This is a genomic window from Pseudomonas sp. B21-040, assembly GCF_024748695.1.
GTDB lineage: Bacteria > Pseudomonadota > Gammaproteobacteria > Pseudomonadales > Pseudomonadaceae > Aquipseudomonas.
The window spans coordinates 3,839,486-3,864,117 of the sequence record NZ_CP087176.1; the positions used below are offsets into that span (position 1 = coordinate 3,839,486).

General features: G+C 59.9%; 21 protein-coding genes. 14 read left to right on the forward strand and 7 right to left on the reverse strand.

The genetic code is table 11. The annotated features are described in order from the left end of the window. Window positions 1-191 precede the first annotated feature (191 nt). Both LOY55_RS17570 and LOY55_RS17575 read left to right on the forward strand, forming a co-directional pair. A complete protein-coding gene (locus LOY55_RS17570; protein ID WP_109786116.1) occupies window positions 192-1,124 on the forward strand; it encodes a GntR family transcriptional regulator in 933 nt (310 codons plus the stop codon). A gap of 95 nt (window positions 1,125-1,219) precedes the next feature. After that, window positions 1,220-2,503 (forward strand): glycosyltransferase, encoded by a 1,284-nt coding sequence (locus LOY55_RS17575; protein WP_109786117.1) that lies wholly within the window; start codon window positions 1,220-1,222, stop codon window positions 2,501-2,503. A 61-nt stretch (window positions 2,504-2,564) separates the two neighbouring features. Here LOY55_RS17575 and LOY55_RS17580 read toward each other — a convergent pair whose 3' ends face one another. Then, entirely contained in the window at window positions 2,565-2,924 is a 360-nt protein-coding gene (locus LOY55_RS17580) for a cupin domain-containing protein (RefSeq protein WP_256594769.1), read from the reverse strand. 18 nt (window positions 2,925-2,942) lie between these two features. Further along, complete coding sequence (locus tag LOY55_RS17585; protein ID WP_258665985.1) at window positions 2,943-4,340, reverse strand: FAD-binding oxidoreductase; 1,398 nt, start codon at window positions 4,338-4,340, stop codon at window positions 2,943-2,945. Window positions 4,341-4,487: 147 nt separating this feature from the next. On the opposite strand from LOY55_RS17585, the gene LOY55_RS17590 reads away from it, so the two are divergent. The 4 genes from LOY55_RS17590 (at window position 4,488) to LOY55_RS17605 (ending at window position 7,713) form a co-directional block, all read left to right on the forward strand. Continuing rightward, complete coding sequence (locus LOY55_RS17590; protein ID WP_109786253.1) at window positions 4,488-5,297, forward strand: nuclear transport factor 2 family protein; 810 nt, start codon at window positions 4,488-4,490, stop codon at window positions 5,295-5,297. 343 nt (window positions 5,298-5,640) lie between these two features. Then, complete coding sequence (locus LOY55_RS17595) at window positions 5,641-6,024, forward strand: tautomerase family protein (RefSeq protein ID WP_046031382.1); 384 nt, start codon at window positions 5,641-5,643, stop codon at window positions 6,022-6,024. A gap of 28 nt (window positions 6,025-6,052) precedes the next feature. Then, window positions 6,053-6,652 (forward strand): TetR/AcrR family transcriptional regulator, encoded by a 600-nt coding sequence (locus tag LOY55_RS17600; RefSeq protein WP_046031383.1) that lies wholly within the window; start codon window positions 6,053-6,055, stop codon window positions 6,650-6,652. Window positions 6,653-6,753: 101 nt separating this feature from the next. Next, window positions 6,754-7,713, forward strand: a complete 960-nt coding sequence (locus LOY55_RS17605) for a 2-hydroxyacid dehydrogenase (RefSeq protein ID WP_046031384.1) — start codon at window positions 6,754-6,756, stop codon at window positions 7,711-7,713. A gap of 8 nt (window positions 7,714-7,721) precedes the next feature. On the opposite strand, the gene tssA is transcribed toward LOY55_RS17605, so the two are convergent. The 5 genes from tssA to LOY55_RS17630 are packed head-to-tail and all read right to left on the reverse strand — an operon-like array spanning window position 7,722 to window position 15,246. Beyond that, complete coding sequence (gene tssA / locus LOY55_RS17610; RefSeq protein WP_223525231.1) at window positions 7,722-8,810, reverse strand: type VI secretion system protein TssA; 1,089 nt, start codon at window positions 8,808-8,810, stop codon at window positions 7,722-7,724. Continuing rightward, window positions 8,807-12,628, reverse strand: a complete 3,822-nt coding sequence (locus LOY55_RS17615; protein ID WP_109786121.1) for a type VI secretion protein IcmF/TssM N-terminal domain-containing protein — start codon at window positions 12,626-12,628, stop codon at window positions 8,807-8,809. The genes tssA and LOY55_RS17615 overlap by 4 nt, the downstream gene beginning before the upstream one ends. Beyond that, window positions 12,625-13,392, reverse strand: a complete 768-nt coding sequence (locus LOY55_RS17620) for a DotU family type IV/VI secretion system protein (protein ID WP_109786122.1) — start codon at window positions 13,390-13,392, stop codon at window positions 12,625-12,627. The genes LOY55_RS17615 and LOY55_RS17620 overlap by 4 nt, the downstream gene beginning before the upstream one ends. 18 nt (window positions 13,393-13,410) lie before the next feature. After that, window positions 13,411-14,742, reverse strand: coding sequence for a type VI secretion system baseplate subunit TssK (gene tssK / locus LOY55_RS17625; RefSeq protein ID WP_046031388.1), 1,332 nt, complete (start codon window positions 14,740-14,742; stop codon window positions 13,411-13,413). A gap of 54 nt (window positions 14,743-14,796) precedes the next feature. Next, a complete protein-coding gene (locus LOY55_RS17630) occupies window positions 14,797-15,246 on the reverse strand; it encodes a hypothetical protein (RefSeq protein ID WP_046031389.1) in 450 nt (149 codons plus the stop codon). Window positions 15,247-15,474: 228 nt separating this feature from the next. On the opposite strand from LOY55_RS17630, the gene tssB reads away from it, so the two are divergent. The 8 genes from tssB (at window position 15,475) to LOY55_RS17670 (ending at window position 24,578) form a co-directional block, all read left to right on the forward strand. Next, window positions 15,475-16,029 carry a type VI secretion system contractile sheath small subunit gene (gene tssB / locus LOY55_RS17635; RefSeq protein WP_046031390.1) on the forward strand — a complete coding sequence of 185 codons (555 nt, stop codon included), beginning with the start codon at window positions 15,475-15,477 and terminating at the stop codon, window positions 16,027-16,029. A gap of 28 nt (window positions 16,030-16,057) precedes the next feature. Then, complete coding sequence (tssC, locus tag LOY55_RS17640; protein WP_046031391.1) at window positions 16,058-17,539, forward strand: type VI secretion system contractile sheath large subunit; 1,482 nt, start codon at window positions 16,058-16,060, stop codon at window positions 17,537-17,539. A 117-nt stretch (window positions 17,540-17,656) separates the two neighbouring features. After that, the gene (locus LOY55_RS17645) at window positions 17,657-18,154 is read left to right on the forward strand and encodes an Hcp family type VI secretion system effector (RefSeq protein WP_046031392.1); all 498 of its coding nucleotides are present in this window, start codon (window positions 17,657-17,659) and stop codon (window positions 18,152-18,154) included. A gap of 15 nt (window positions 18,155-18,169) precedes the next feature. After that, window positions 18,170-18,613, forward strand: a complete 444-nt coding sequence (gene tssE / locus LOY55_RS17650; RefSeq protein WP_109786124.1) for a type VI secretion system baseplate subunit TssE — start codon at window positions 18,170-18,172, stop codon at window positions 18,611-18,613. Then, a complete protein-coding gene (gene tssF, locus LOY55_RS17655) occupies window positions 18,597-20,390 on the forward strand; it encodes a type VI secretion system baseplate subunit TssF (protein ID WP_258665993.1) in 1,794 nt (597 codons plus the stop codon). Before tssE ends, tssF begins: the two co-directional genes overlap by 17 nt. After that, on the forward strand, window positions 20,354-21,379 hold the full coding sequence (tssG, locus tag LOY55_RS17660; RefSeq protein WP_258665995.1) for a type VI secretion system baseplate subunit TssG: 1,026 nt from the start codon (window positions 20,354-20,356) through the stop codon (window positions 21,377-21,379). Before tssF ends, tssG begins: the two co-directional genes overlap by 37 nt. A 2-nt stretch (window positions 21,380-21,381) precedes the next feature. Beyond that, window positions 21,382-23,925, forward strand: coding sequence for a type VI secretion system ATPase TssH (gene tssH, locus LOY55_RS17665; protein WP_258665997.1), 2,544 nt, complete (start codon window positions 21,382-21,384; stop codon window positions 23,923-23,925). Between the two features lie 47 nt (window positions 23,926-23,972). Further along, window positions 23,973-24,578, forward strand: a complete 606-nt coding sequence (locus LOY55_RS17670; protein WP_046031397.1) for a hypothetical protein — start codon at window positions 23,973-23,975, stop codon at window positions 24,576-24,578. The last annotated feature ends 54 nt before the right edge of the window (window positions 24,579-24,632 follow it).

Sequence of the window (24,632 nt, forward strand, 5' to 3'; positions counted from 1 at the left end):
ATACTCACCCGACGATTGTTTATTTTTGTGTTCGAAGGCAGTACGGCAAAAAGAGAAACAGTATTGGTGTTTTTTTTTAGAAATTAGGACCAGCATGGTTTTATGTCAACGGTTTTTTCGCGCCTGACGTTTTTGTGGTGCATGGCATAAGATGAGCACCTGAGTCGAAGCGACCAAAAGAGATAAGAAGCTTGAGCACAACACCCGAAAAAAAACCTCGCACCAATCACCTCGAACTCGCCCGGCGCATCCTGGAACACACCCAGGAAACCGGCCTGGTGGCCGGCGCCCCGGTGGCAGAACAAGCACTGGCCCGTACTTTTCAGGTGTCGCGCACACTGATTCGTGGCGCACTGAAAGTGCTGCTGGAAGAAAACCTGCTGAGCCATGAAGCCGGCAAAGGCTACCGACTGGCCGCACTGCCGACCGGCCAGCACTTCAACGCCGCATTGCCGCAAGCCGAGGAAGAGGAACTGGCTACCTCGGTCCTGCGCGACCGCATGGCCGGCCGCCTTGGGGACAGCATCAGCATCAGCGAACTGATGCGCCGCTACGACATCGGCCGGCCGGCGGCGCAAAAAGCACTGGCGCAACTCAGTGAAAGCCAGGCCATCGAGCGCGGCCCCGGCCAGTCCTGGCTGTTTCGCCCTTCGCTGAACAACCTCGCCGCACTCGAAGAAAGCCTCAAGTTCCGCCTGATCCTGGAGCCGGAAGCGCTGCTCAACCCCAACTTCAACGCCGACCCACAACGTCTGTCCCTTTTGCGCAGCGCCATGCAGTTGTTGCTCGCGAGCCCGGTTGAGCACTTCGATATCCAACAGTTTCGCGAGCTGGACATCAGCTTTCATGAACTGATCGCCCAGAGTTGCGGCAACCGCTTTATCGGCGATGCCCTGCTCCAGCATCAGAGCCTGCGGCGCCTGCCGAATCTGCTGCCGACCGTCAGCGTGCATCGCCTGCAAGAAGCCCTGCGCGAACACCTGCAAATCATTGCGCACATCGAACGCGGACAACTGGAGATCGCGGCCGACGTGCTGCGCCTGCACCTGCGCCTGAGCGCCGCGCAGCGCCCGCAAACGGCTAATCGCGGCATCCCGCAGGGCCAGTCATTCGGGCGCCGTTGAGTTTCAAAAAACAGGATGATTTTTTTTATAAAATAAGACAGCATCCAGACATCTTCAGGATCGGCGGGCGTTACCCGCCATGGAATACCTCCGCCATGCACACACAAAAACTTATCGCCATGTTTCCGGAAGCCAGTTTCGGCGCGGCCTTGAACTGCATTGGGATCGCCCAATCGCTGCGTGAGCAGGGAGCAAAACCGGTCTTCATCTGCCACGAACACTTTCAGGGACTCTTCGCCGAGTACGGCTTCGACGAGTACCCGATCCCGCAAGCCAGCCCACTGTCGGCGGCGGAACATCAGCATTACTGGGAACGGTTCATAGAGCGCAACATTCCTTACTTCGACCAGACGCCACTGGCACAGATCGACAGCTATGTGGCGCCGGCCTGGGAAGCGATCATCGACACCGCCATCGAAGCGGAAAAACCGCTGCAACAGTTGCTCGGTCGACTGAAGCCGGACGTCATCGTCCTCGACAACGTGGTCATGTTCCCCGCCATCGCCAACGCCGGCTGCCCTTGGGTGCGCATGGTGTCCTGCGCCGAAACCGAGCTGCCGGATGCCGCCGTACCGCCGTATCTGTCGGGCTGCCTGGCCAGCGACAGGGACGGCCGTGAGCGGTTTACCGAGCATTACCAGAAAGTCGTCGCGCCGGCCCATGAACGCTTTTTGCAATTTCTCGCGAGCAACGGCACAGCGCCTTGCCCGCCGGGCCAGTTTCTTGTCGATTCGCCATGGCTCAACCTGCTGCTGTCGCCGACGCCGGTGCGTTATGAACGCCTGTTGCCACTGGACTCGCAGCGCTATGTCTACCTCGACGGCTGTGTGCGGCGCGAGGCGCCTTACATCGTTCCAGGCTTTCCGCGGCACAACGACGCACCGCTGATCTACATCAGCTTCGGTAGCCTCGGGGCTGCCGACACCGGCATGATCAAGCGCCTGATTGGCACTATCGAACACCTGCCCTATCGCTTCCTGATCAACGTCGGTGCCTATCGGGACACGTACACCACCGTGCCCGACAACGTGTACCTGGACAGCTGGTTTCCGCAACCGGCCGTGCTCAAGGAATGTCAGCTGTTCATCCACCACGGCGGCAACAACAGTTTCTGCGAGGCGCTGTACTTCGGCTTGCCGTCTTTGATTATTCCTTACTGCTGGGACGGCCACGACAACGCCGCACGTGCCGAGGAAGTCGGCGTCGGCCGCTACCTGCCACGGTTCGCCGATCCGTTGTCGGCATTACCGGCGGCCCTCGAACAGTTGCTGAGCGATCAATCGATGAAGCAACGCCTCGAAGCCTTCAGCAAAAACATGCAGGCGACTCGCGGTACTGACATCGCCGCACGGGCAATCTTGGCGCTGCCCAACGCCTGACCCACCGCTTGCAGACTGGCTGATGCGGGAACCGGAAATGATTGCGCGGGTGGACTGAGGCTTAGTCCCTGAGAATCATGAACACCTTGCGCACCGGTGTCAGGTTTTCCCACGTTCCCTTGAACCCTGCGGCGACGACAAATGTGGCGCCGGCCTTGAACTCCTGGCTGATGCCGTGGCTGTCGGTCAAACGCACATGCCCCTCGAGCAAATGGCAGAGCTCGTCGTAATCACACTCACAACGCTCCAGATGTTCGGGCGCCTCCCAGATGCCACCGGTGGCCTTTTTTTGCGGGTCCACGAAATGCCGCCAGCTCCGGCTGCGAAAGGGCACGTCGACCAGCGCGGGATCACTGGTTTCCAGCTCGACGACGGGCAAATCGGGGTTGGCAAAGTCGATGACGTGTTCGGGTTTACTCATGGTCATTGTCACTCCAGATCAAGAATCGAAACCGATGCCCAGCGCGTCAAACCCTTTGAGCAGCCAGTCGCGGTGCCCAGTCAGGTCTTCGCGGGCCAGCGAGCGCTGCGCCAGCGACACGCCCACGTAACGCAAGGGTTCGGGGGGAAACGGAAACGGCGCGGTCGAGGTCATCGCCAGTTTTGTGCGTTCAGTGGCTTTGCCTTCCAGCAGGTCGAGCAGGGTCAAGGCTGCGAAACGGCTGGCCGACACGCCCTGTCCAGTGAAGCCCTGGGCATAGGCAATGCGCCCGTTTGGCGAGGTGCCGCAGAACATAGTGGTGCGCGCCGAGGTGTCGATGATGCCGCCCCAGGCATGACTGAACGTGACATCCGCCAATGCCGGGAACGCCGATTGAAATTGTTGCGCCAGTGTCGCGAAGCTCTCGGGACGCTGCGTCAATGCCTCATCACGTCGGCTGCCAAAGTGATAGATGGCGTCGTAACCGCCCCAGAGAATCCGGTTGTCCTCGGTCTTTCGCAGGTAATGAAACTGATTGCCGCTGTCGGCAATACCGTAGCGCCCGACCCAACCGATGGCGCGCAATTGAGCATCGTCGAGGGGCCGGGTTGCCAGGGCATAGTCATAAATAGGGATGACCTTGGACTTCAGCGAGCCCAGCAACGGTGGCGCGATGTTGGTGCCCAGTGCGACCTTCGCTGCCTTGATGGTCCCCAGACCGGTTTCCAGTACTTGATGAAGACCGTCCTCGCGCAAGGTCGACACCGGCGAATGCTCGAACAACTGCACCCCGTGTGCGAGGCACACGCGGCGCAGTTCCGCGACCATTTTCACCGGGTTCAGCAACGCATAATTGGGTTCGAAAACCCCCGCGACATAGACGGGAGAATCGAGATACGACTTGAGTTCACTGCCTTCCAGATACTCGCAGGCGATACCAAAACGCGCATAGTTGCGCTGCATCGATTTCAGCCCATCGACCTGCCAAGGCTGACTCGCCACGTTCAACTTTCCCGAACGCTCGAAGCTTGCGTCCATGCCATAACGCTGCAAATCCTCCTCGAATGCCACCAGGTTTTCCCGACCCAGCCGCACCAGTTGCTCTGCTTCCCTGGGCCAGCGTTTCAGTGCATTGGATACGCCATGGGAGATGCTCGGCGCGCAGAACCCGCCATTACGACCACTGGCTTCACCGCCACACTGCCCGGCTTCCAGCACCACGATCGTCGCGTCGGGCCAGCGCTGACGGGCAATCAATGCAGTCCATAACCCGACAAACCCGCCGCCCACAATGGCAATATCACACGATAACTCGCCGGTCAGTCTTGGCGCGGCGGGCGCATCCGTCCGGGTTTCCTGCCAGACAGGGTAAGGCCGGGCTTCGGCCAGAGAGCGGTTTTCAATAGGTAATGTCATGCACGCCTGCTCCAGAAAATTCATGGGCCGACGCTAAAGCAATGGCCGACGCTTTCACAGGCGCAAACCTCGCAGCGGACACGGGAGGAAAACCGGCGTTTCTGGAATACTCTTGGCTTCGTCCTGATCTTCGCCATGGAGTCCGTCGTGGAAGTACCTGATTTACCCACCACCCCCACCTTCCTTGCGGACCCGTCGAGTGTGCAAACTCATGAAGTGACTGTGCGTTATCACCAGGCCTGGAAGCGATGCGATCTGGACGGTGTGATGGCGCTGTATCACCCCGACGTCGAATACCACGATTTTTTCCAGAACCGCACCATCGACTATGCACAGCTGCGCGACTACCTCGGCGCAAGCATGCCGTCAGGATCAGAAGAGTTGCAGACCTACACCGATCGCCTGCGCATCGATGGCAACACCGCGTTCCTGCAGTACCGGGTGACGCTCAATGGCAGCGATGGCCTGGTTTCATTCAGTACGGTTGAAGCACTGACGGTGAAGGACGGGTTGATTGTCAAAGTCAACGAGCACGCGGTGCTGGTCACCCAGGCGCCAATGGTCATTCGCCCGGCGTACAGCGCTGACGCCGTCAGCCGGTTGGGGTTATCGGCTCGTCAGGTCGGCGCGCTGGCCAATGACCTGCAGCAGTACTTCGAGCGATCGAAGCCTTATCTCGATCCGCGACTTGATCTGTCGCTTGTCGCAGCGTCGACGGGTTATACACGTAACCAGATTTCGTTTTTTCTGAATCAGGTTCGAGGTCAGACATTTTATACATTTCTCAATGAGTTGCGGCTTGAGGAGGCGTTGGGCCGGTTGAACGAGCAACGTCATGCGGCGCGGATCGACGAGATTGCCAGTGCTGCGGGGTTTAACTCATTGTCGACTTTTTATCGGTGTTTCAAGGAGCGGACAGGGTGTTCGCCCAAGGGTTACTTGAAGCTTCTGATCTGACGGCCCACGCAAGCGGCGAGACATGCAACGGGAGGACCATAGTTTCCGGGCGCCCTATTAATCTGCGGCAATATCCGTCGGCCACTGTGGCCTTAATCTGAAACAGGCAACTGAAAGCATCCGAATCCGTGGACGCGGGAGGCCATTTCACCCTCCAAAAAATTGTCGGAATTTTCCTCGATTATTTAGAAGCGCTCACCTGTTTAACTTCCGTGCTTAAAGACACTCTGTGTTACTTCCTGAAAGCTACATGGGTGTTTCATCGCCAAATAGCAGCTTTCCCTTGATAAAGGACACCTGTCATGTATTTTCAATTGACCGGCTGTCTATCTGGAGACACCCCATGCCACTGGTTCGCGTCGACATCAAAAAGCACCAAGACCCCACATTCGCCAAACGTGTTGGACAACTGATTTACGCTGCCATGCACAGCGCCATTGCCGTACCGGAGAACGATAATTTCCAGATTCTGGCGGAGCACGATGAACACCATTTCATCTTCGACCCCCAATACCTGGGCATCCAACGCACCGACAATCTGATCATCATCCAGATCACGCTGAGCGAAGGCCGTTCGGACGAGAAGAAAAAACTGCTCTACAAAACCATCGCCGAGAGTCTGAATCGCGAACTGGCCGTGCGCCTGGAAGATGTTTTCATTAATCTGGTGGAAGTGAAAAAAGAGAACTGGTCGTTCGGTAACGGGATTGCCCAGTACGCCCTTTGATTAAACCTTTTATACCTGTGAGCCACTGATGCCCCGAGTTTCCCGCAAGCAAGCCGACCTCAACCGCGAAATCATCGTCGAGGCAGCCACGCGGCTGTTTCGCGAACGAGGACTGCATGGCATCAGTGTCGTCGATGTCATGGGGGCGGCAGGCCTCACCCACGGCGGCTTCTACGGGCATTTCGAGTCCAAGGAAGCGCTGGCGCAGGAGGCCAGTGGCCGAGCGTTTGAACAATCGGCGGAGCGCTGGCGGGAGCGAATCAGCGATCACAAAGACGACAAGGACGCCGCACGCCGTGCGCTGATCGAGCCTTACCTGTCGCAGGACAGCCGCGACAATCCGGGTGACAGTTGCCCGGTGGCCGCCTTCGCCGGGGACATGTGCCACGAAGCGGCCGACAGTGGTTTGCGTCAGACCTTCATGGAGGGGCTCAACCGGTTGTTGAACGCCTACGGCACACTGTTGGATTCAGGCGATGCCCAAGCCGATCGGCAACAGGCGCTGGTGGAGTATTCGCTGATGCTCGGCGCCCTGACCCTCGCTCGCGCCAGTCGGGGCGATACGGTGTCGGATGAAATTCTCGACGCCGCCAGCACGTTTCTGACCGCAAAGCGTGCATCAAACTGAACAACCCCATGGCGATCCTCGGCCATTGCTAAACTGTCAGGGAATCAGCAATCTGAAGCGACATTCGAACCCCGACATTCCGATGCCCAAAGGAGCGCAGCATGCCCGCAACCGTTCTGGTACTGGTTGAAACCATCAATGATTACTTGCCGATTCTCGAAAATCAGGGTTTTCATCTGATTCTTGCCCCGACTCCAGCCGAGCGCGCTGCTGCCATTGGCCGGCATGGAGGTCAGATCGATGCGGTGCTGACCCGTGGGCCATTGGGCCTGTACGCCGATGAAATCAGCGCCCTGCCCAACCTCAAGATCATCTGCGTCATCGGCGCCGGTTATGAACACGTCGATTTGCAAGCCGCCGCCGACCGTGGCATCACGGTCACTAATGGTGCCGGCGTCAATGCGTCATCTGTCGCTGACCACGCCATGGCGATGCTGCTGGCACTGGTGCGCGACATTCCCCGTTGCGATGCAGCCGTGCGCCGTGGTGAGTGGCCGAAGATCATGCGCCCCTCCCTGGCCGGCAAGCGCCTGGGCATTCTCGGCCTTGGCGCCGTCGGCATGGCCATCGCCAAACGCGCTGCCAATGGCTTCGACATGACGGTGAGTTACCACAACCGCCAGCATCGCAGCGATGTGCCGTACACCTTTTGCTCCACCCCTACTGAACTGGCGCGCAACTCGGACTTTCTGGTTATCGCGGCACCTGGAGGACTGGGCACCAAACACCTGGTCAACAAATCCGTCCTCGACGCCTTGGGACCCAACGGGTTCCTCGTCAACATCGCCCGCGCCAGCGTGATTGTCACCACCGACCTGGTCAGCGCGCTTGAGCAACGACGCATTGCCGGCGCCGCCCTGGACGTGTTCGACGCAGAGCCGCACGTGCCCCATACGCTCAAATCGTTGACCAACGTGATCCTGACCCCGCACGTGGCCGGACTTTCACCGGAGGCCACCCAGGGCACCGTTGAACTGGTCGGGAAAAATCTGGTGGCTTTCTTCAGCAACCAGCCGGTACTGACACCAATTGCCCTGCCTCTGCCTGTCGCCACCTGCTGAGTCGCTGACTAAAGGACGCCCAACAGCGTCCAGAGGCGACGAGACTCGGCATCCGCCGAGATCAACTCGCCCAGCAACTCGCTCAATGGCTTGTTGCCCCACTCCACACCGCGCCGGATCAAATAAGGGACGGGACTGTGGGGTTCGGTACGTGCCAGGTACTCGGCAATCAACAGCAACTGACGGTAGGCCTCGTCGCGACTCAACGGTTCACGAAACACCTGGGGCACCGGTGCCGCTTGCGGCGCGTCGTCATGTCCGGACGCCGCCACGGGCTGTACCTCCAGCGGCGCATCGGTTGACGGGCGTGGCTGCATGGCAATGAACTCCTGAACCAGTGTCAACAACGCCTCGATCACGTCTTGCAAGACCTTGAAGCCCGGCGCCTGGTTTCCCAGATAGGCATTGCACCATGTGTCGAGCCGTTGCAGATGTCGCAAGCTCGACAACAGACTGTCCTCACGGCGCAACCAGTGGGACAGTGGCGTGGCACGAATCAGTCCAGTGAGTTTTTTCTGTTCGCTGCGTGCTGTTTCCGCTGATGTTTTGGCCGCCTTGCTGTCATTGGCCAGTACCTGTTGCAACTGCAATCGCCGCCAGGCATCCAGGCAGTAACCGTCGAATTCACCACTTCGCGGTTCGAGCAACGGCGTGCGCGTCAGCAACACCTCACTGTAGCGTCGCGCCAGCCATTCAAGCGGAATCACCCGCCACGACTGATCACCGTCTTCGGCCAGAGGATGAAGGTGCTCGGGATAGCGTTCACATAAACCGGCGACCAGCGCGAGGCTGCCCGGCAATCCGTCCAGACCCTCCTGATGTAACCAGGCCTCACCGAGCCAGGCACACAGCATCAAGTCCTTGCTGCGCTCCAACAGCAACGTGGACGTCAGTTTTTCCAGTTCCGGCCACTGCGCCCGCTTGATCGACGACTGCCAGACGCCCGTAGGCAGACTGGTGTCGTCCTCGCGACGCAGTTCACGCGCCTGGTCGAACTCGCGCTCGTAGCGCAAGTCCTCGCCGCAAGGTGCTTGCTCGCTAATGGGTTCGAGCAGTCGGACAATCAGTTCCGGCAACGGTGGTGAAATCTGATTCAAAACCCCTCCTCCTCAGTCATGACCGTCGCGGACGCGGTCGACCTGGTTTGCATGAATGGAGAACGCGGGGCCCGGGTGGGCAGCGGTGGAATAGACAACGGCAGCTTCGCACCCTGGCTCATTAATGACAGGCGCATAAACATCAGCGTCTGTTGCGCCGTGCTGGTCTGCGCGGTCACCGGCAGGCGCAAAGCCAGTGGAAAATCGGTGAAATCCATATTGGGCTGGCGCTGCACGGACTGGTGCGCACGGATCAAGCGCAGCAATGACCACGGGCCGCCATATTCCCAATCGGCCTCAAAGTCACGCACCATCAGATTGGGCTGCAAGGGATCGTTGGCCGGACGTTGCGAGCCGTTTCTGGCCCAGCGCAAGGTCAGCCGGACCGGTTGCCCGACCATCCAGCGCAGGTTCGGCTGGGTTTCGCCCGGGTAATTGATCTGTTGATTGCCGGCATTCAAACCCCAGGCAATCACTTGATCGGCGCCCCGTTCCTCCTCGCGATCGGTTCGCCAGCGCACGTCCATTTCAACGCCAATGATGCCGCTCTTGTCTCGCACAAACAGCGGGTTTAACCATGTGCTGGCCTGCTTCAGACGGTTGAGAAAATCTTCGGCTGCCACCCGTTCCGGCGTCTGGCTGAGCTGTAATCCGGCTTGAGCCACGGGCAGACGCTTGTCGATCAACTCGAGAAAATGCTGGACCCGGGCCGGGTCAGCGTCGGTGGCTTGCACGCCATTGGCAAACGGGAAGCGTTCGGCCAAGTACTGATTGAAATAATTGGCCAGGTCGTTCCATGCCGCTGCCGCTTGCTGTTGCTGCAGGAGCTGACAGCGTTGCATGGCGCTTTGTTGCAGGTCCAGCGCACGTAACGCCAAGGTCCCACGCCCACCGGACAGGTTGGCAGTTTGCAAAATCTGACCGCAGGACGTGGCGTCCATTTCGATGAAATCGCGGCTCACCAGCTGTTCGATCTGGGCCGGCGAGCTGGCAGGATTCTGGTCCTTGTACTTGAGCAGCTCTTCGTTGAGCGCACTGAATTGAGTAACGCGCTCGTAATCCAGCGCCGAGAGATTCTGTTGCTGAGTCTTCAACCATTCCAGTGCTGAGGTGCGCCGCTCGGTAATCCCGAGCATGGTGTTGAATTGCTGCTTGAGGCTCAGCTTCAAATCCTGCACATCGCTGGCGCCGTACAATTGCAAGCCGAGGTTTTTCGAGCCATCCCACTGACTGATTTCACTGCGCCCGCCGAACAATGGCTGCGCGGTGATCTCCGCAAGACCGTCGACAACCTGAGCGATAGCGCGGCGGTTTAATGCGTTTTGCACTCGCATCGCCAAATCATTGCGGTGCACTTCGGCGAAGGCTTTTTGCAGGGCCACTGCTTGCGGTGCAAGCACATTGAAAACACCGTCGCCGCGGGGGCGGTCGTTTTGATCCTTGAGACTCAACCACATGGCCTTGGCTGCCGCCGCTTCTGCCGCCTGAACCAATGCATCGCGATACGCCGGCGGGATACGCGGCAGCTCTTCGGCGGCATAACTCTTGTAGCTGGCAAAATAGTTCAGCGCCGTGCTGAGGTCATCGCCATCAACGCTTTGCCCCTCAATGGCATCGGCGGTCTTGTCTGCGCGCAAGGCGATGGCCACGAAATCGCGTTTGAACAGCGCCTGCACCGCGTTGTTCAACTGGCTGACATGCACTTGCAACGCCAGCTGCCCACTGCCTTGCTGGACCAGCAAGTTGCCTCTGGCCCCTGCCTGCGCGATCCATTGGTCACGAAAGCTTTGCTGCAACTTGGACGCTTGCTGATCCAGCTGTTGTTCAACCTGCGGGCCGAGCAAGCTGCTCTGGCGCACTTTATCCATCATCTCGCGATAACCCGGCACCAGGTCCTGCCCCTTACCGCGGCTCCAGGCGGAGTTGGTCAGGCCGACCAGCGCTTGCAGGTCATCGATCAATGCGCGCAAATCCTCAAGCTCCGTCAGGGAGTTGCCGCTGCCTGCCTCCAACCGTTCCAGATGCAACTTGAGGTAACCGGCCTGGCGGACAAAATTGTCAGCGAGAAAATACTGGTCAAGCCAACGCTCCATCAGCCCGGAAAAATTTTCCTCGATGACTTGCCGCTCCATGGCCAGGTCCAGCGGTTTCAAGTCGCCAGCATTGGCATCGAGCAACATCCGGTTGTAAAAACCGGCACGGGGCAAGCTGCCGACATTGAGGTTCAGGGACAAGGCGTTGTTGCTCAGCAACGCCAGGTCTTCGAGTGGGGCCTTGGGGTTGTTCAGCGCCTGATTGAACCATTGATTCTGCTGCTCAAGGCGCACCGCGCGCTCCACCAGGTCTTTGGCTTTGACGTAGTTTTGCCATTGGGCCGGGTCCTCACTTTCGACGTTGCCACGGCGCTCGGTGTTGCGGATGCCCTTGAGTTTCACCAGCTCCGCATTCAGCAAGTCGTGCAAGGGCTCCAATAAGTGGCTCTGGGCGGTCAGGCGCAGTTGGTTTTCCAGCTGCACATCCAGTGAAGAAAACCAGGACGTGGGAAACGCTACGGAAGTAAAGGTCCAGCGCGGGGCCTTTTCCAACACCCGCCAGAATCCCTGGACGTTGCGTCGTGTCGACTCCAGCCGATGCGACTCGTCGGTAACCGTCAGGTAGTTTTTCTGCGCACCTTGCAACAGACGCGACAGCTCATGCGCATCTTTGACAGAGTCCTGCCAGACCCAGAGCATGCTCGCGGCCCACACCACACCGACCACCAGCGCCACCACCCCCGTCAATCGCTGCCAACGCTGACGCAAGCGCAACAGGCGCGGTACCACTTGCGACAATCCCCGCTCGGCGACTACCCGGCGCTGCCACAATTGGCGGGCGAATGCACTTTGTTGCAACCCGGTGTCGTAGGCTGAAAATCCGTCCGGCGTGTCTTGCGTCGGTTGGTTAGCGGTGAAATAAACGCCACGAAAACGCGGCGCCTCACCTTGGGCATTGCCTTGGAACACCGGCTCCAGCACCGTTTGCAGATTGCGCCTCAGCGCCTCGATACGTTCCGGCAACCCGAACAGCTCGCCCTTCAAATGGCCCGACAATGTGCCGATTTCGATGATCGATTCCGCCAAGGCACGGTTAACCTGATCCAGCGCCTGATCGCTCCATTGCGCCTGCCAGGCTGACTCGGGGCCAAACGGTGTCGACCAGCCCAGCGTGCGTTCGCGGGCATCAACGGGCAGTGCCGTGATCAGCTCCTGAAACCCGGGCAGCTCTTCCATACCGGTGATCACGACATACACCGGCAAGCTCAGGCCGAATCGTTGCAGCACGTCGATGAAGCGCCGACGGGCCGCCAGACCGAGGCTCGCGGCCAACTCGACATTGCCCAATCGACTGACCGGGACCGTCCAGATCACCCCGTCCAGTGGTCGTTTGCTGCGCAAGCGCAAGATCAATCCCAGCAAACGCCACCAGCCGCCTCGTTGCAGGTTCATGCCTTCTTCCGGCAAAAACAGCGCCTGTGGCACCACCAACACCGCACCTTCGGGGTCCGACCACCAGCGCCCGAACCAGGCGGGTTTGTCGGTTGGTTGCAGACGCCACTGGCTGCACAATTGAGTGCCCTGGGTTTCGTCGCCGAGCATCAGTAACCACGGGATCTGATACCGGTCCTGAGCGCCCTGCTCCTGCTCCATATGGCGGACCGAGGTATAAAAACTGCGGACCGCCGCCCCGCTCTGGGTGCGCAACCACCAGACCACGGCCCCGATGATAATCAGCAGCAACAGCAACCCAATGATCAGACTCACCCACCCCAACGCGCTCATGAGTCTTGCTCCGAGGTGCTGACCGAGTCGGTCATCTGCAACACCGGATCAAGCTCCTGGCGGATGTCACGCCAGAAAAACTGCCCCAGCCCTGTCAGTATCAGGACCATGGCGAGAATCCCCACGCCAAGCCGAAAACCATCCGGTAACGATTGACGTACCGGCAACTGCACCGGTGGCACCGCAGAGGGTTGCTGAAGCCGGGCGCTGACATCGGCATAATCAGGTTCGTGCTGCCAGGCAAAGGTAAACAACGCCAGACGCAGTTTTTCATGCCGCGATTGCCCCAGCTCACCACGCATGCGCCCCTCAAATCCCAACACCAGGCACTGCAAATAGACATTGGCCAGATCGCGGGTAGCGGGAATCTGTTCGTCCAGCAGAGCCTTGATCGCCAGCGGCAATTTTTCACCGGCCTGACGGCTGGCGTACATCCGCGATTCCAGCGGCTTCTCCTGCCACACGGACTGGCCCGGCCAGGGTGTAAACAACAGCGTTTCGTCGATCAACGCGACAAAGGCATAGACCAGCGCCTTGACCTGGTCGGTCGCCGCATCACCGACCCGGGCGTATGCCGTTCGCCACAGCCGCTGGGAGATTTGCGTCGACAGATCGACCACCGCTTCCACCAGCGCGTCATCGTCGCTGTCCTTGGGCAACTGATTCCATTCCTGGGACCATTGCAACCAGGCCTCGCGAAAGGCGCTGCTCAGTGGCGCCTCACGAAGGCTCCGTGTGCCCGTCCCGGCATTTCCCTCAGACATTCGACGCCCCTTCCTGGATCAAGCACCTTCACTCGCCTGGGCCACAAACAACACCACTTGCCATGGACTACTCGCCGGTTTTGAGGCCGGCGCGGCAATCAGTAACGGCAATTGCCCGTCGAACCATTGGCCATCGGCCGTCACCACAAACAATCGCGTGTCCTCGCCGACGCTGTAGGCCACTTGCTCGTTGCGGCTCATGGCCTGGTGGGGCAAACCGCTCATGCGTTGCCGGCTCAACAACGTAATATGCGGCGCCGAGGCAATGATCGCCCCACTCAGCCATTCGCTGGCCGCCTGCTCGCTGGCACCGTTGGGCATGCGCAAACCGATGACCAGACGCTGGCTCGGCTGATCGTCGGGCAGTTGAATCGAGAAGCTCTGTTCGCTGCGTTCAAACGGCACACTGCGATAGCCGGCGCGAATCAGTTCCAGGGTTCTGTCGAGCCAGTCGAGGACCGGCTCATAGCCTTGTTGCAGCTCCAGAAAGTCCAGCGGGGCAAAGGGCGGCACGCCCGCCAGCGGGTCCAGGGCCGACCAGGCTCCCGCCAGCCCGAGCAACACCCCGTATAACGCCTGTGGCGATGCCAGTCGGCTGTTCAACGTTCCTTCGACCTCCGGCAGACGCGCCCAAAGCGCCGTCAACTGGCGACGAATTTCCATCGCATCGTCCTGATTTCCGGCCTGTTGCGCCTGGCGCAAACGGCCGGCGAGGAACATGCATTTCTCTCGCGTCCTGGCGCACAGCCCGGCGACCCGGCGACCCAACACCGATTCCGGCGACAGGCATGGCGTGGGCGGCGTGTAGGGCAAGGACAGAAAACCACCGCCCTCCTTGCGAATTTTCAGCAGAGGCAAGCAAACGGAATCGGCCTTGTTCAACTGCGTGCACAAACGCGGGTTCGGCCGCCACACCGTGATCGACTCGGGGTACTCGCCGCTGGTCAAATCCGGCAACGCATCGCCGACCACCGATTGCAGTCGCCCTTTGAGCGGCAACAACTGCCCGGCACGCCACAATGGGCTGACGGCGAGATACACCGTCACCGTGGCGTTCTGCGAGGCGTTGACCGCTTCGCTTATATCGAGCTCCAGTGTCGGCCCGACACCCACCTGCACATTGACCGGCAGGCCGTCCGGCATCGTCGCTTGCAAACTGACCAGGCGCACCAACCCGGCACTCAGTGCACCGGGGTCGAATTCCACCCGGCTCACCCCCCAGAACCACGGATTGCAGGCCTGGGCAAAGTGCGCCACCAACGCTTCGGCGCGCAACCCTTGCAACTGGAAATGCTGGGGCAGCAACTGCATGCCTTCGTGCCAACAAACCGCGTCAGGTAACAGGCTCATACGACTCCCTTCGACGTCTACATCACCGCGCAAAACGGCGCACTGACAATGGGTTCACTGCGCAGTGTTGTTGACCAGCGTCATCTCGCGGCTGTCGAACTTGAGCCAGGCATCGCTCTGATCATCGAGCCGTAATCGGTGTGCTCCGGGAGTGTTATAGCTGGCGAAGACCAAAAGTCCAGTCGCCCGCTTGCCCCCCAGCGGGAAGGGTTGTTTGTCGATGAACTGGCCGGGGACCAGCTCCAGCCCCCACACCGTTATCAACTGCCGATAGTCGCGTTGATATTGATCACGCTCGGCAAACCACTGCCGCGCCGTGATGCCGGACAACTGCTTGAGCAAGTCCGGGTCGTTCACGGCGATGAAATCCACAGCGATCGGAGTGTCGTCGTTGGCCTTGGGCGCGACGTCCAGGGTCAGGTTGTCGAGGTCCACCCGAGGCCCGAAAAACGAGCACCCGGAAAGGGTCAGGAACAGGGCGAAAGCAAAAAAACGTGCAAACAAAGTGAATTGTCCTTTTCTCGAGGCGGTCCAAGATTGTTTTTCGCTTGCTTTTTTATAGACCTGTTCTAGCGTCTTGGGTAGTTCGGCCCCCCTATGCCGAATGTGGAAGGTTTGTCAAAGGAACGACAGGTCCATCTGCCACCCTTTCTAACCTACGGTCCAGCAAGGGAAAGCGATGAACGGGCCTCCCGATGCATTGCGCCCGCTCATGCATCGGAGTCAGCCAACATGGCAGAAAGTACTCAGCACAAGCTCGACAGGGTCCGCCCGCCAAGGGTGCAAATCACCTACGACGTCGAAATCGGCAACGCCATCGAGAAAAAAGAATTGCCGTTGGTCGTCGGAATCCTGGCCGACCTTTCCGGCAAACCACTCGAGCCACTTCCCAAGTTGAACGAACGGCGCTTCACCGAGATCGACCGCGACAACTTCAACGAAGTGCTCGCCTCTATTGCCCCGCGCGCCACCTTGCAGGTCACCAACACGCTCAGCGGTGACGAGAGCAAGCTCAACATCGAACTCAACTTCAAACACATCGACGACTTCGACCCGGTCAAGGTGGTCGAGCAAGTGACCCCGTTGCGGCGTCTGTTCGAAGCCCGTCAGCGTTTGCGTGACCTGCTGACCAAACTCGACGGCAACGATGACCTGGACAAGCTGTTGCGCGACGTCATCGCCAACACCGAAGGCCTGCAAGAGATCAAGTCTGCGCGCCCGGAAACCGCTCCCCCCGCAGGTGACAGCGAAGCACCGAGCGATGCCCCCGATCAACCGCAGGCCTGATCACTTATTCACTTAAGGAGACGTCGCCATGCCCGCTTCAGCCAGCGCCAACACCAGTGAAAGCACTACTCAAAGCCTGTCCTTGCTCGACCGCATCATCGCCGAAGGCCGCATGGCCCATGACGATAGCCAGCAGGACTATGCCCGCGACATGCTCGCGGAGTTCGCCACCCAGGTTCTCGACGAAGGCATGGCCATCGACAAGGACACCGTGGCGATGATCAACGACCGCATCAGCCAGATCGATGAATTGATCAGCGCGCAACTCAATGAAGTCTTGCACCACCCCGACTTACAGAAACTCGAAGCCTCCTGGCGCGGCTTGCACCTGTTGGTGCAAAACACCGAAACCAGCTCCAGGCTCAAATTGCGCTTGCTGAATGTGACTCAGAAAGAGCTGCAGAACGACCTGGAAAAAGCTGTCGAGTTTGACCAGAGCGCGCTGTTCAAGAAGATCTACGAAGAAGAATACGGCACCTTCGGTGGCCACCCGTTCAGCCTGCTGGTGGGTGACTACACCTTTGGCCGTCACCCGCAGGACATCGGCCTGCTGGAGAAACTGTCGAACGTCGCCGCAGCGGCGCACGCCCCGTTCATTGCCGCCGCCAGCCCACGACTGTTCGACATGAACAGCTTCACCGAACTGGCCGTGCCACGTGACCTGTCGAAAGTCTTCGAGAGCCAGGAACTGATCAAATGGCGCTCGTTCCGTGAAAGCGAAGATTCGCGCTACGTGTCGCTGGTGTTGCCGCATTTCCTGCTGCGCCTGCCGTACGGCCCGGACACCTCGCCGGTCGAAGGCATCAATTACGTTGAGGACGTCAACGGCAGCGACCACGGTAAATACTTGTGGGGCAACGCCGCCTGGGCCTTGTCGCAACGCATCACCGAAGCCTTCGCCAAGTACGGCTGGTGCGCGGCGATTCGCGGGGCCGAAGGCGGTGGCGCAGTCGAAGGTTTGCCAGCCCACACGTTCCGCACCACCTCCGGCGACTTGTCACTCAAGTGCCCGACTGAAGTGGCAATCACCGATCGCCGGGAAAAAGAGCTCAACGACCTCGGTTTCATCGCCTTGTGCCACAAGAAAAACAGCGACGTGGCGGTGTTTTTCGGCGGCCAGACCACCAACAAATCCAAGCTGTACAACACCAACGAGGCCAACGCCAACGCGCGGATTTCGGCGATGTTGCCTTACGTGCTCGCCGCCTCGCGTTTCGCGCACTACCTGAAGGTGATCATGCGCGACAAGGTCGGCAGCTTCATGACCCGTGACAACGTGCAGACCTACCTCAACAACTGGATCGCCGATTACGTGCTGATCAACGATAACGCGCCGCAAGAAATCAAGGCGCAGTACCCGTTGCGTGAAGCCCGTGTGGATGTGACTGAAGTCGCCGGCAAGCCGGGCGCCTACAAGGCCACGGTGTTCCTGCGGCCACACTTCCAGCTGGAAGAACTGACCGCCTCGATCCGCCTGGTCGCCACCCTGCCGCCACCGGTAGCCGCCTGACCACTGACCCGTGGCGAGGGGGCTTGCTTCCTCGCCACGGGGCTCAATCGGTGGCTCGACTGATCGGCATGGGCGTTCACCCCACTTAATTGCGATAACCTTCAGGAGTTTCATGCGATGGATGCAATCATTCTCGACCTCGGCGGCGACATCAAAGGCGACAGCCTGCTTGAGGGCTATAAGGACAAGATCGAAGTCATGTCCTACAGCCACAACGTGGCCATGCAGGTGACCAACGATGTCAGCAACTCGGAACGGACTTCCGGCAAGCCACACATCGGTGAGTTCACGTTGACGAAGTTCGTCGACAGCTCGACTCCATCTCTGAACGAATATTGCTGCGCCGGCAAACCGATTCCGGAAGCAAAGGTCATCATCGGTCGCAACGCGGCTGAAGGCAGCGGCCAACTGATGCCGTTCATCATCTACACCCTGACCAACGTGGTGCTGTCCAACGTAAGCGTCAGCGGCGGAACGGGTGGCAAACCGGTGGAAACCCTGTCCCTGAACTTCACCAAGATCAAATGGGAGCTGACTGCGCAAAAGGACGACGGAACCAAGGAAGGCACGGCCGCCTCGACCTGGGATCTGGCTGCCAACAAGCTCGTCAAGTAAGCGCACGCGTCGGCCATGGCTGGCAGCCGCTTCCTCCCGCCGCTGTTCGAGCGACTCGCCTCAAGCGAGGTCGACACGCTGCGCGTGTTCGACCTTCAAGGCCTGCTCGACTCGGTCCGCACGGAACTGCTGCGCCTGTTCAACACCCGACGCGGTCCACACGCGCTCACCTCACCGCCGAGCATTCTCGACTACGGCATCGCTGACTGGACCGCCCTGCAACAGCAACGCAGCGATGACCGTCGTCAGTTGGCGCGGGACGTGCGCGAGGCCATTACCCATTTTGAGCCGCGCCTGCGACTGGGCGAAGTTCAGGTCGAGCCAGTGCCCGGTCAACCGCAGCAACTGAGGATTCGGTTGGTCGGGGAGCTACGCAGTGGCCGTCAGCACTGGCCGGTGGCCTTTTTTATCGAGCGGGTCAGCGATGGCCTTGAGGTGCGTCATGAGCGACTCGATTGACCCGCAACTGCTCGACTATTACCAGAAGGAACTGACCTGGTTGCGCCATGCGGGAAGTATTTTCGCCGAACGTTACCCCAAGGTTGCCAGGCGCCTGGAGCTGTCTCCCGGGGAATGCCCCGACCCGCACGTCGAACGGCTGCTGGAGGGTTTTGCGCTTCTGGCGGCGCGCCTGCAACGGCGACTGGATGACGACTACGCCGAATTCAGCGATGCGCTTCTGGAACAACTGTATCCATTGGCGATGCGCCCCCTGCCATCTTGCGCCATCGTGCAATTCGAACCGGACCCCAGCAAAGGCAATCTGGACGACGGTTACCCGTTGCCCCGCGATACGCCATTGTTCGTCACCACCAGCAAAGGCGAAAGCATCCATTTTCGCACCACTGCGGCGGTTCGTTTGTGGCCATTGGAAATCAATGAAGCATTGATGTTGGGCAGCGAAGAAGCCCAGGCCCTGACGGGCGTCGCTCAGGCTCGTTCGGCGCTGCGTCTGGGCCTGCGTTGCCTGGGCGACAGTCAATGGTCAACGCTGGGCATCGAACAATTGCGTATCCACCTGAGCGCCTCGCCGGTGATCAACGCTTGTCTCTATGACCTGCTCGGTGCTCATGCCGTGAAGGTGCTGGCCGGCCCCATCGGCAGCGTGCCGAAGGGGCTTGAGGGGCTGCCACACATCGTCGGTTTTGCCAGCGATGAAGTGTTGCTACCAGACGAGGATGGCGTGCACCCTGGCATGCGCTTATTAGCCGAATACTTTGCCTTCCCGGACAAATTCAACTTCTTTGATTTGCCTCTGGCCGGTGTCACCAGCGATCACCAGGCCCTGTATGTGTACATCGTCTTTGACCGTGCGCCGAGCAATCGAATGCACCTTCAGGCCAGCGATTTTGCACTGGGCTGCACGCCGGTGATCAACCTGTTTCCGCGAACCTCAGAGCCACTGCGTCCGGACGGCACCCGCAGCGAATACCGCCTGGTGGCCGACAGTCATCGGGAAAACAGCGTCGAGATCCATAGCATCCGGGCGATGCGGGCCAGCACCCGCCAGGGCGTACAGCGAGTACCGGCCTATTACGGCAGCCAGCACAGCGGAAACGATAAACAGTGTTACTGGCACGCCCGGCGCGTTAGCGGCATGACCCCGAATCGCCTCGGCACTGACCTGTTGCTGAGCCTAGTGGATACCCGACTCGACCCGCTGACGGACGCCATCGAATACAGCCTCACCGCCGAACTGCTCTGCACAAACCGACACCTGGCTCAGAGCCTTCCCGCCGGCACGCCGTTAGGCTTTGAGCGTCCGGGCCCGGTAGCCTGGGCGCGCCTGCGCAATCCTCCAAGCCCACAGAGTTTGCCGCGCCTGGACGGAGAATCGCGTTGGCGGCTGGTGTCGCAACTGAGCCTCAATCATTTGTCGCTGGTCGAAGGGCCACAGGCTCTGGATGCACTCCGGGAAATTCTGCAATTGCACAACCTGCGTGACGAGGCCAGCGCCTGGCGACAGATCGAAGGCTTGCTTGGCCTCGGTTGCGAACGGGTCATCGCCCATGTCGGCGAAGACGCCTGGCGCGGCTGGCGCAATGGACTTGAAGTGCGGTTACAGCTTGATCCGCAGCATTTCGTCGGCAGCAGCGCGGTGTTGTTTTCAGCGGTACTGGCGCAATTCTTTTCGCTCTACGCCACCGCCAACCGCTTTGTGCGCACGGTACTGGTTCAATCAGACAAGGAGGTCAAAGCATGGCAACCCCAAGCCGGCATGCCGCTGTCCCTCTGAGCCTGAGCCAACGACTGCGTCAGGAACCCCAGGCGTTCGAATTGTTGCAGGCGTTGTTGCTGCTGGAACGCGAACACCCGCAGGCCGAATCGCTGGGCAGCGGCACCGCCCCACAAGCGGAAGCACTGCGCTTGCGGGGGCCGTTGACGCCACTATTCTCGGCCAGTGAAATCGAAAGCCTCACCCAGGAACCCGGCCAGCAGCCGGTCCTGAGCACACCGGTATTTGGCCTTGGCGGCCCCGACGGCCCCCTGCCCTACGCCTATCAGGAATGGCTGCAGCAACGGGCACGGGCCAAGGATCATGCCCCCGCCGTATTCCTTGACCTGTTCCAGCATCGACTGCTGAGCCTGCTGTACAAAGTGATGCGCAAACACCGGATCGCCGCAGGTTTCACCGCACCCGGAGTCTCCCCGGTGCAGGTGCAATTGCGGGCACTGACCGGACTGCTGCCCAAAGCGTTGCAGGAACGACAGGCCATCCCCGATTGCGCCGTACTGGCGTGCACTGCCCTGTTTACTGATGGACGCCGCTCCCTTGCCGGATTTGCCGCGATCATACGTGAGCAGTTCGAACTACCCGTGGAGCTCAGTGCCTTTCAAGGTGCCTGGCGCGAGATCCCGCCCGCCAGTCGCAGTCGCTTGCAACCGGGTGGGCGCAATCTGCAATTGGGCGTCAGCGCAGTGGCCGGCACTCGGGTCTGGGATGAACACGCAGGTTATCGCCTGACCCTCGGCCCGCTGACGTCTGCCCAGGCCGCGCGATTTCTGCCCGATGGCGAATCTCATGCTGCGCTCGCCAGCCTCAGCGCCCTGTATTTCGGTCCGGATCTGGATTGCACGCTGGTGCTGCTGGTACGTGGCGCCGGCCCAATGAAACTTGGACGTCAAGCGCCTCCAGTGCTCAGTTGGAATGGCGGTCTGCAACGTCAGGCCAGCCTTGCCGTGCAACGGATCACCATCGGCCTTCGTCAGCCGGAGATCACCTGAACATGGAACTGGCCAGCCTGATCGGACGCCTCAACCCGGACAACCGCCGCGCCCTCGAACGAGCCGCGCAACGCTGTCTGCAACGGGGCCATCACTACGTCGAAATTGAGCACTTGCTGCTGGAACTGCTGGACATCGAGGGCGGTGACTTCGCTTATCTGCTGCCGCGTTTCGGCCTGGAGCGTGATGCCTTGACGGCGGAAATCAACAAGGCGCTGGACCTGTTCAAATCCGGCAGCACACGCACCCCGGCATTGTCGTCGCACACCACCGGCCTGCTCGAAGATGCGGTAGTGCAAGCCAGCGTGCTAGGGCTGGACAGCATTCGCTCGGGCTTACTGCTACTGGCATTGATCGACCGCGACGAGCGCCGCAGCCTGCTGCTCAACAGTGCTTCCTCACTGTTGAAAATTCCTCGCGAGGCGCTGCGCAACAATCTGCTGGAATGGACCGAAAGCTCTCGGGAACACGTGGGGGCGGTACGTTCTCCAGGGGCTGGCAACCCGGGGCCAAAACACGATGGCGTACTGGACCAGTACACCCAGGACCTTACCGCCGACGCTCATGCCGGGCGAATAGACCCCATCGTCGGCCGCGATGGCGAGATCCGCCAATGCATCGACATCCTCCTGCGCCGCCGACAGAACAACCCGATTCTGGTCGGTGCACCGGGCGTGGGCAAAACTGCGGTGGTCGAAGGCCTGGCCCTGCGCATTGCCGCCAGGGACGTGCCGCCGTCGTTGCAGGAAGTCAGTTTGCGGGTGCTTGACCTTGGTATGTTGCAGGCCGGCGCCGGGGTCAAAGGTGAGTTCGAGCAACGCCTCAAAGGCGTGATCGACGCGGTGCGCAGCGCCGAGAAACCGATCATTTTGTTCATCGACGAAGCCCACACACTGATTGGCGCTGGCGGTGCCGAAGGCGGCAGCGACGCGGCCAACCTTCTCAAACCGGCGCTCGCCCGAGGCGAACTGCGCACCCTCGCCGCGACCACCTGGCTTGAGTATAAAAAATACTTCGAGAAGGACCCGGCCCTTGCCCGGCGTTTTCAACTGGTACAAGTCGAAGAACCGGACGAAACCACCGCCGTGGAAATGCTCCGTGGTGTCGCTGCCAAACTCGAACAACACCACGGTGTGCAGGTGCTGGACGCTGCGATTCACGAAGCGGTGAAACTGTCCCACCGCTACATCTCCGGACGCCAGTTACCGGACAAGGCAATCAGCGTGCTCGACACCGCGTGCGCCCGTGTCGCCCTCGGCCAGCACGACGTGCCACCGCCACTGGAAAGCCTGCGCCACCGCCAGAACAGCCTCAAAGATGAAGTCGAACGCCTGCGCCGCGAACAGGCGACCGGACTCGATCATCGTGAGCGCATCACCCTGCTGGAAAGCGAATCGACCGGCAATGTGCAGGCCATTCGCGAACTGGAAACCCGCTGGAACGAAGAGCGAGTCGCCGTGCGCGAGTTGCTGGAAACCCGCAGCGAGTTGCTGGCCTTGAGCGAGCGCGCCGACAGCGACAAACCGGACGAAGCCATCGACAGCCGTATCGATCACCTGGCTGCAGAACTGGTACGACTGGAAGCAGGACTCGATGCCATTCGCCAGGACGACCCGCTGGTGCCGGAACAGGTCGATACCAAAACCGTCGCCGCCGTCATCGCCGGCTGGACCGGCATCCCGGTCGGAAAAATGCTCGCTGACGAAGCCCACGCCGTACGCACCCTCGGCCAGCGCATGGGTTTGCGCGTCATGGGCCAGAGCATTGCGCTGGGCACCATCGCCCAGCGTCTGCAGGCCTACCGTGCCGGCCTTACCGACCCGCAAAAACCGGTCGGCGTGTTCCTGCTGGTCGGCCCCACCGGTGTCGGCAAAACCGAAACCGCTTACGCGCTAGCCGATGCGCTGTATGGCGGCGAACGTAACCTGATCAGCATCAACCTTTCGGAATACCAGGAAGCCCACACCGTCAGCCAACTCAAAGGTGCCCCGCCCGGCTATGTTGGTTATGGCAGCGGCGGCGTGCTCACCGAAGCGGTGCGGCGTAAACCTTATTCGGTGGTGCTGCTCGACGAAATTGAAAAGGCCCACCCGGATGTGCTCGAAGCCTTCTACAACGTCTTCGACAAAGGCGTCATGGAGGACGGCACCGGGTTGGTGGTGGACTTCAAAAACACTGTGATGCTCGCCACCAGTAACGTCGGTGCTGAATTGTTGCTCGACACACCCGTGGCGCAACTGGGCACCGACGCCTTCAACGAAGCGTTGCACAAAGTGCTGCTGCAAGCATTTCGCCCGGCGTTTCTGGCGCGGATGACGGTGGTGGCGTATCGGCCACTGGATGAGGCAACACTGGAAGGGATTGTGTTGGCGAAGCTGGAGAAACTGCGTGGCCGATACAAAGCCGCGACTGGAAAACAGTTCGAATTTGATGCCGGGATTGTCCAGGCAGTGTTGGCCAAGTGCAGTGCGGCGGGTGCGAGGGATGTTGAAAATGTGTTGATGACGCAGGTGACGGGGAAGTTGGCGGAGTGGGTGCTTGAGTAAATGATTATTCAGGTGCCGTCAGGCACCCTCAAAGGAGTTTCAGGATCATGGCAGTTATCGTGTTGCACAATTCGGATGATCAAGGTGGCCGTGCTCCGGCGCTGTTTGCTGGTACCGGGGCCGTTCTGATCAATGTTCTGTTCGTTGGTAGCCGGATATCACCAGCCACACTCCATCACATACGCACCGTGACCATGACCTACCCTGGTCCCAACCTGGTGTTCTGGATGGGGCATGGAAATGCGGGAATAAAAGTTCCTCTGAGAGCTGGCCACCCCATGACGACTCCTCCCGCCCAATGCGTGCATTCACAAGATTTGATAGATGCTTTAAGCATGTTGAATCCCGAAAGAATCTACTTCATGACATGCAGGGCGCTGCGTTGGGTCGAACGTGAATATCAGCGGTTTTATGCCTCCATGTCCTTCCTCCCTCGTCGGGTCACAATATTCGCTGCCAGGGTCAATCTGCTGGGCGGAGCATTGAAGCCAACAATAACCGCCATCTTGTCAGGCGTGGCAAATCCGCCAGGAGCATTTGGCGTTGGCCACCTGTTTGAGTCACTCGACGTGTATGGCGAATCATTCATTGAGTGGCAACAACGCTCCAATCCCCAGACCAGTCCAGGTGGCTATAACGAGTCACCCATTTAATCAACCCGATCCAACCCGGATACGACTGCACTCGCCGCTGAGTGTCGCCAGTGA

Excerpts from the sequence above, each read along its gene's own strand:
- LOY55_RS17575 (WP_109786117.1), top strand. The coding sequence starts at position 1,220 with ATGCACACACAAAAACTTATCGCCATGTTTCCGGAAGCCAGTTTCGGC.
- LOY55_RS17580 (WP_256594769.1), bottom strand. The coding sequence starts at position 2,924 with ATGAGTAAACCCGAACACGTCATCGACTTTGCCAACCCCGATTTGCCC.
- LOY55_RS17585 (WP_258665985.1), bottom strand. The coding sequence starts at position 4,340 with ATGACATTACCTATTGAAAACCGCTCTCTGGCCGAAGCCCGGCCTTAC.
- LOY55_RS17595 (WP_046031382.1), top strand. The coding sequence starts at position 5,641 with ATGCCACTGGTTCGCGTCGACATCAAAAAGCACCAAGACCCCACATTC.
- LOY55_RS17600 (WP_046031383.1), top strand. The coding sequence starts at position 6,053 with ATGCCCCGAGTTTCCCGCAAGCAAGCCGACCTCAACCGCGAAATCATC.
- LOY55_RS17605 (WP_046031384.1), top strand. The coding sequence starts at position 6,754 with ATGCCCGCAACCGTTCTGGTACTGGTTGAAACCATCAATGATTACTTG.
- LOY55_RS17615 (WP_109786121.1), bottom strand. The coding sequence starts at position 12,628 with ATGAGCGCGTTGGGGTGGGTGAGTCTGATCATTGGGTTGCTGTTGCTG.
- LOY55_RS17620 (WP_109786122.1), bottom strand. The coding sequence starts at position 13,392 with ATGTCTGAGGGAAATGCCGGGACGGGCACACGGAGCCTTCGTGAGGCG.
- tssK (WP_046031388.1), bottom strand. The coding sequence starts at position 14,742 with ATGAGCCTGTTACCTGACGCGGTTTGTTGGCACGAAGGCATGCAGTTG.
- tssB (WP_046031390.1), top strand. The coding sequence starts at position 15,475 with ATGGCAGAAAGTACTCAGCACAAGCTCGACAGGGTCCGCCCGCCAAGG.
- tssC (WP_046031391.1), top strand. The coding sequence starts at position 16,058 with ATGCCCGCTTCAGCCAGCGCCAACACCAGTGAAAGCACTACTCAAAGC.
- LOY55_RS17645 (WP_046031392.1), top strand. The coding sequence starts at position 17,657 with ATGGATGCAATCATTCTCGACCTCGGCGGCGACATCAAAGGCGACAGC.
- tssE (WP_109786124.1), top strand. The coding sequence starts at position 18,170 with ATGGCTGGCAGCCGCTTCCTCCCGCCGCTGTTCGAGCGACTCGCCTCA.
- tssF (WP_258665993.1), top strand. The coding sequence starts at position 18,597 with ATGAGCGACTCGATTGACCCGCAACTGCTCGACTATTACCAGAAGGAA.
- tssG (WP_258665995.1), top strand. The coding sequence starts at position 20,354 with ATGGCAACCCCAAGCCGGCATGCCGCTGTCCCTCTGAGCCTGAGCCAA.
- tssH (WP_258665997.1), top strand. The coding sequence starts at position 21,382 with ATGGAACTGGCCAGCCTGATCGGACGCCTCAACCCGGACAACCGCCGC.
- LOY55_RS17670 (WP_046031397.1), top strand. The coding sequence starts at position 23,973 with ATGGCAGTTATCGTGTTGCACAATTCGGATGATCAAGGTGGCCGTGCT.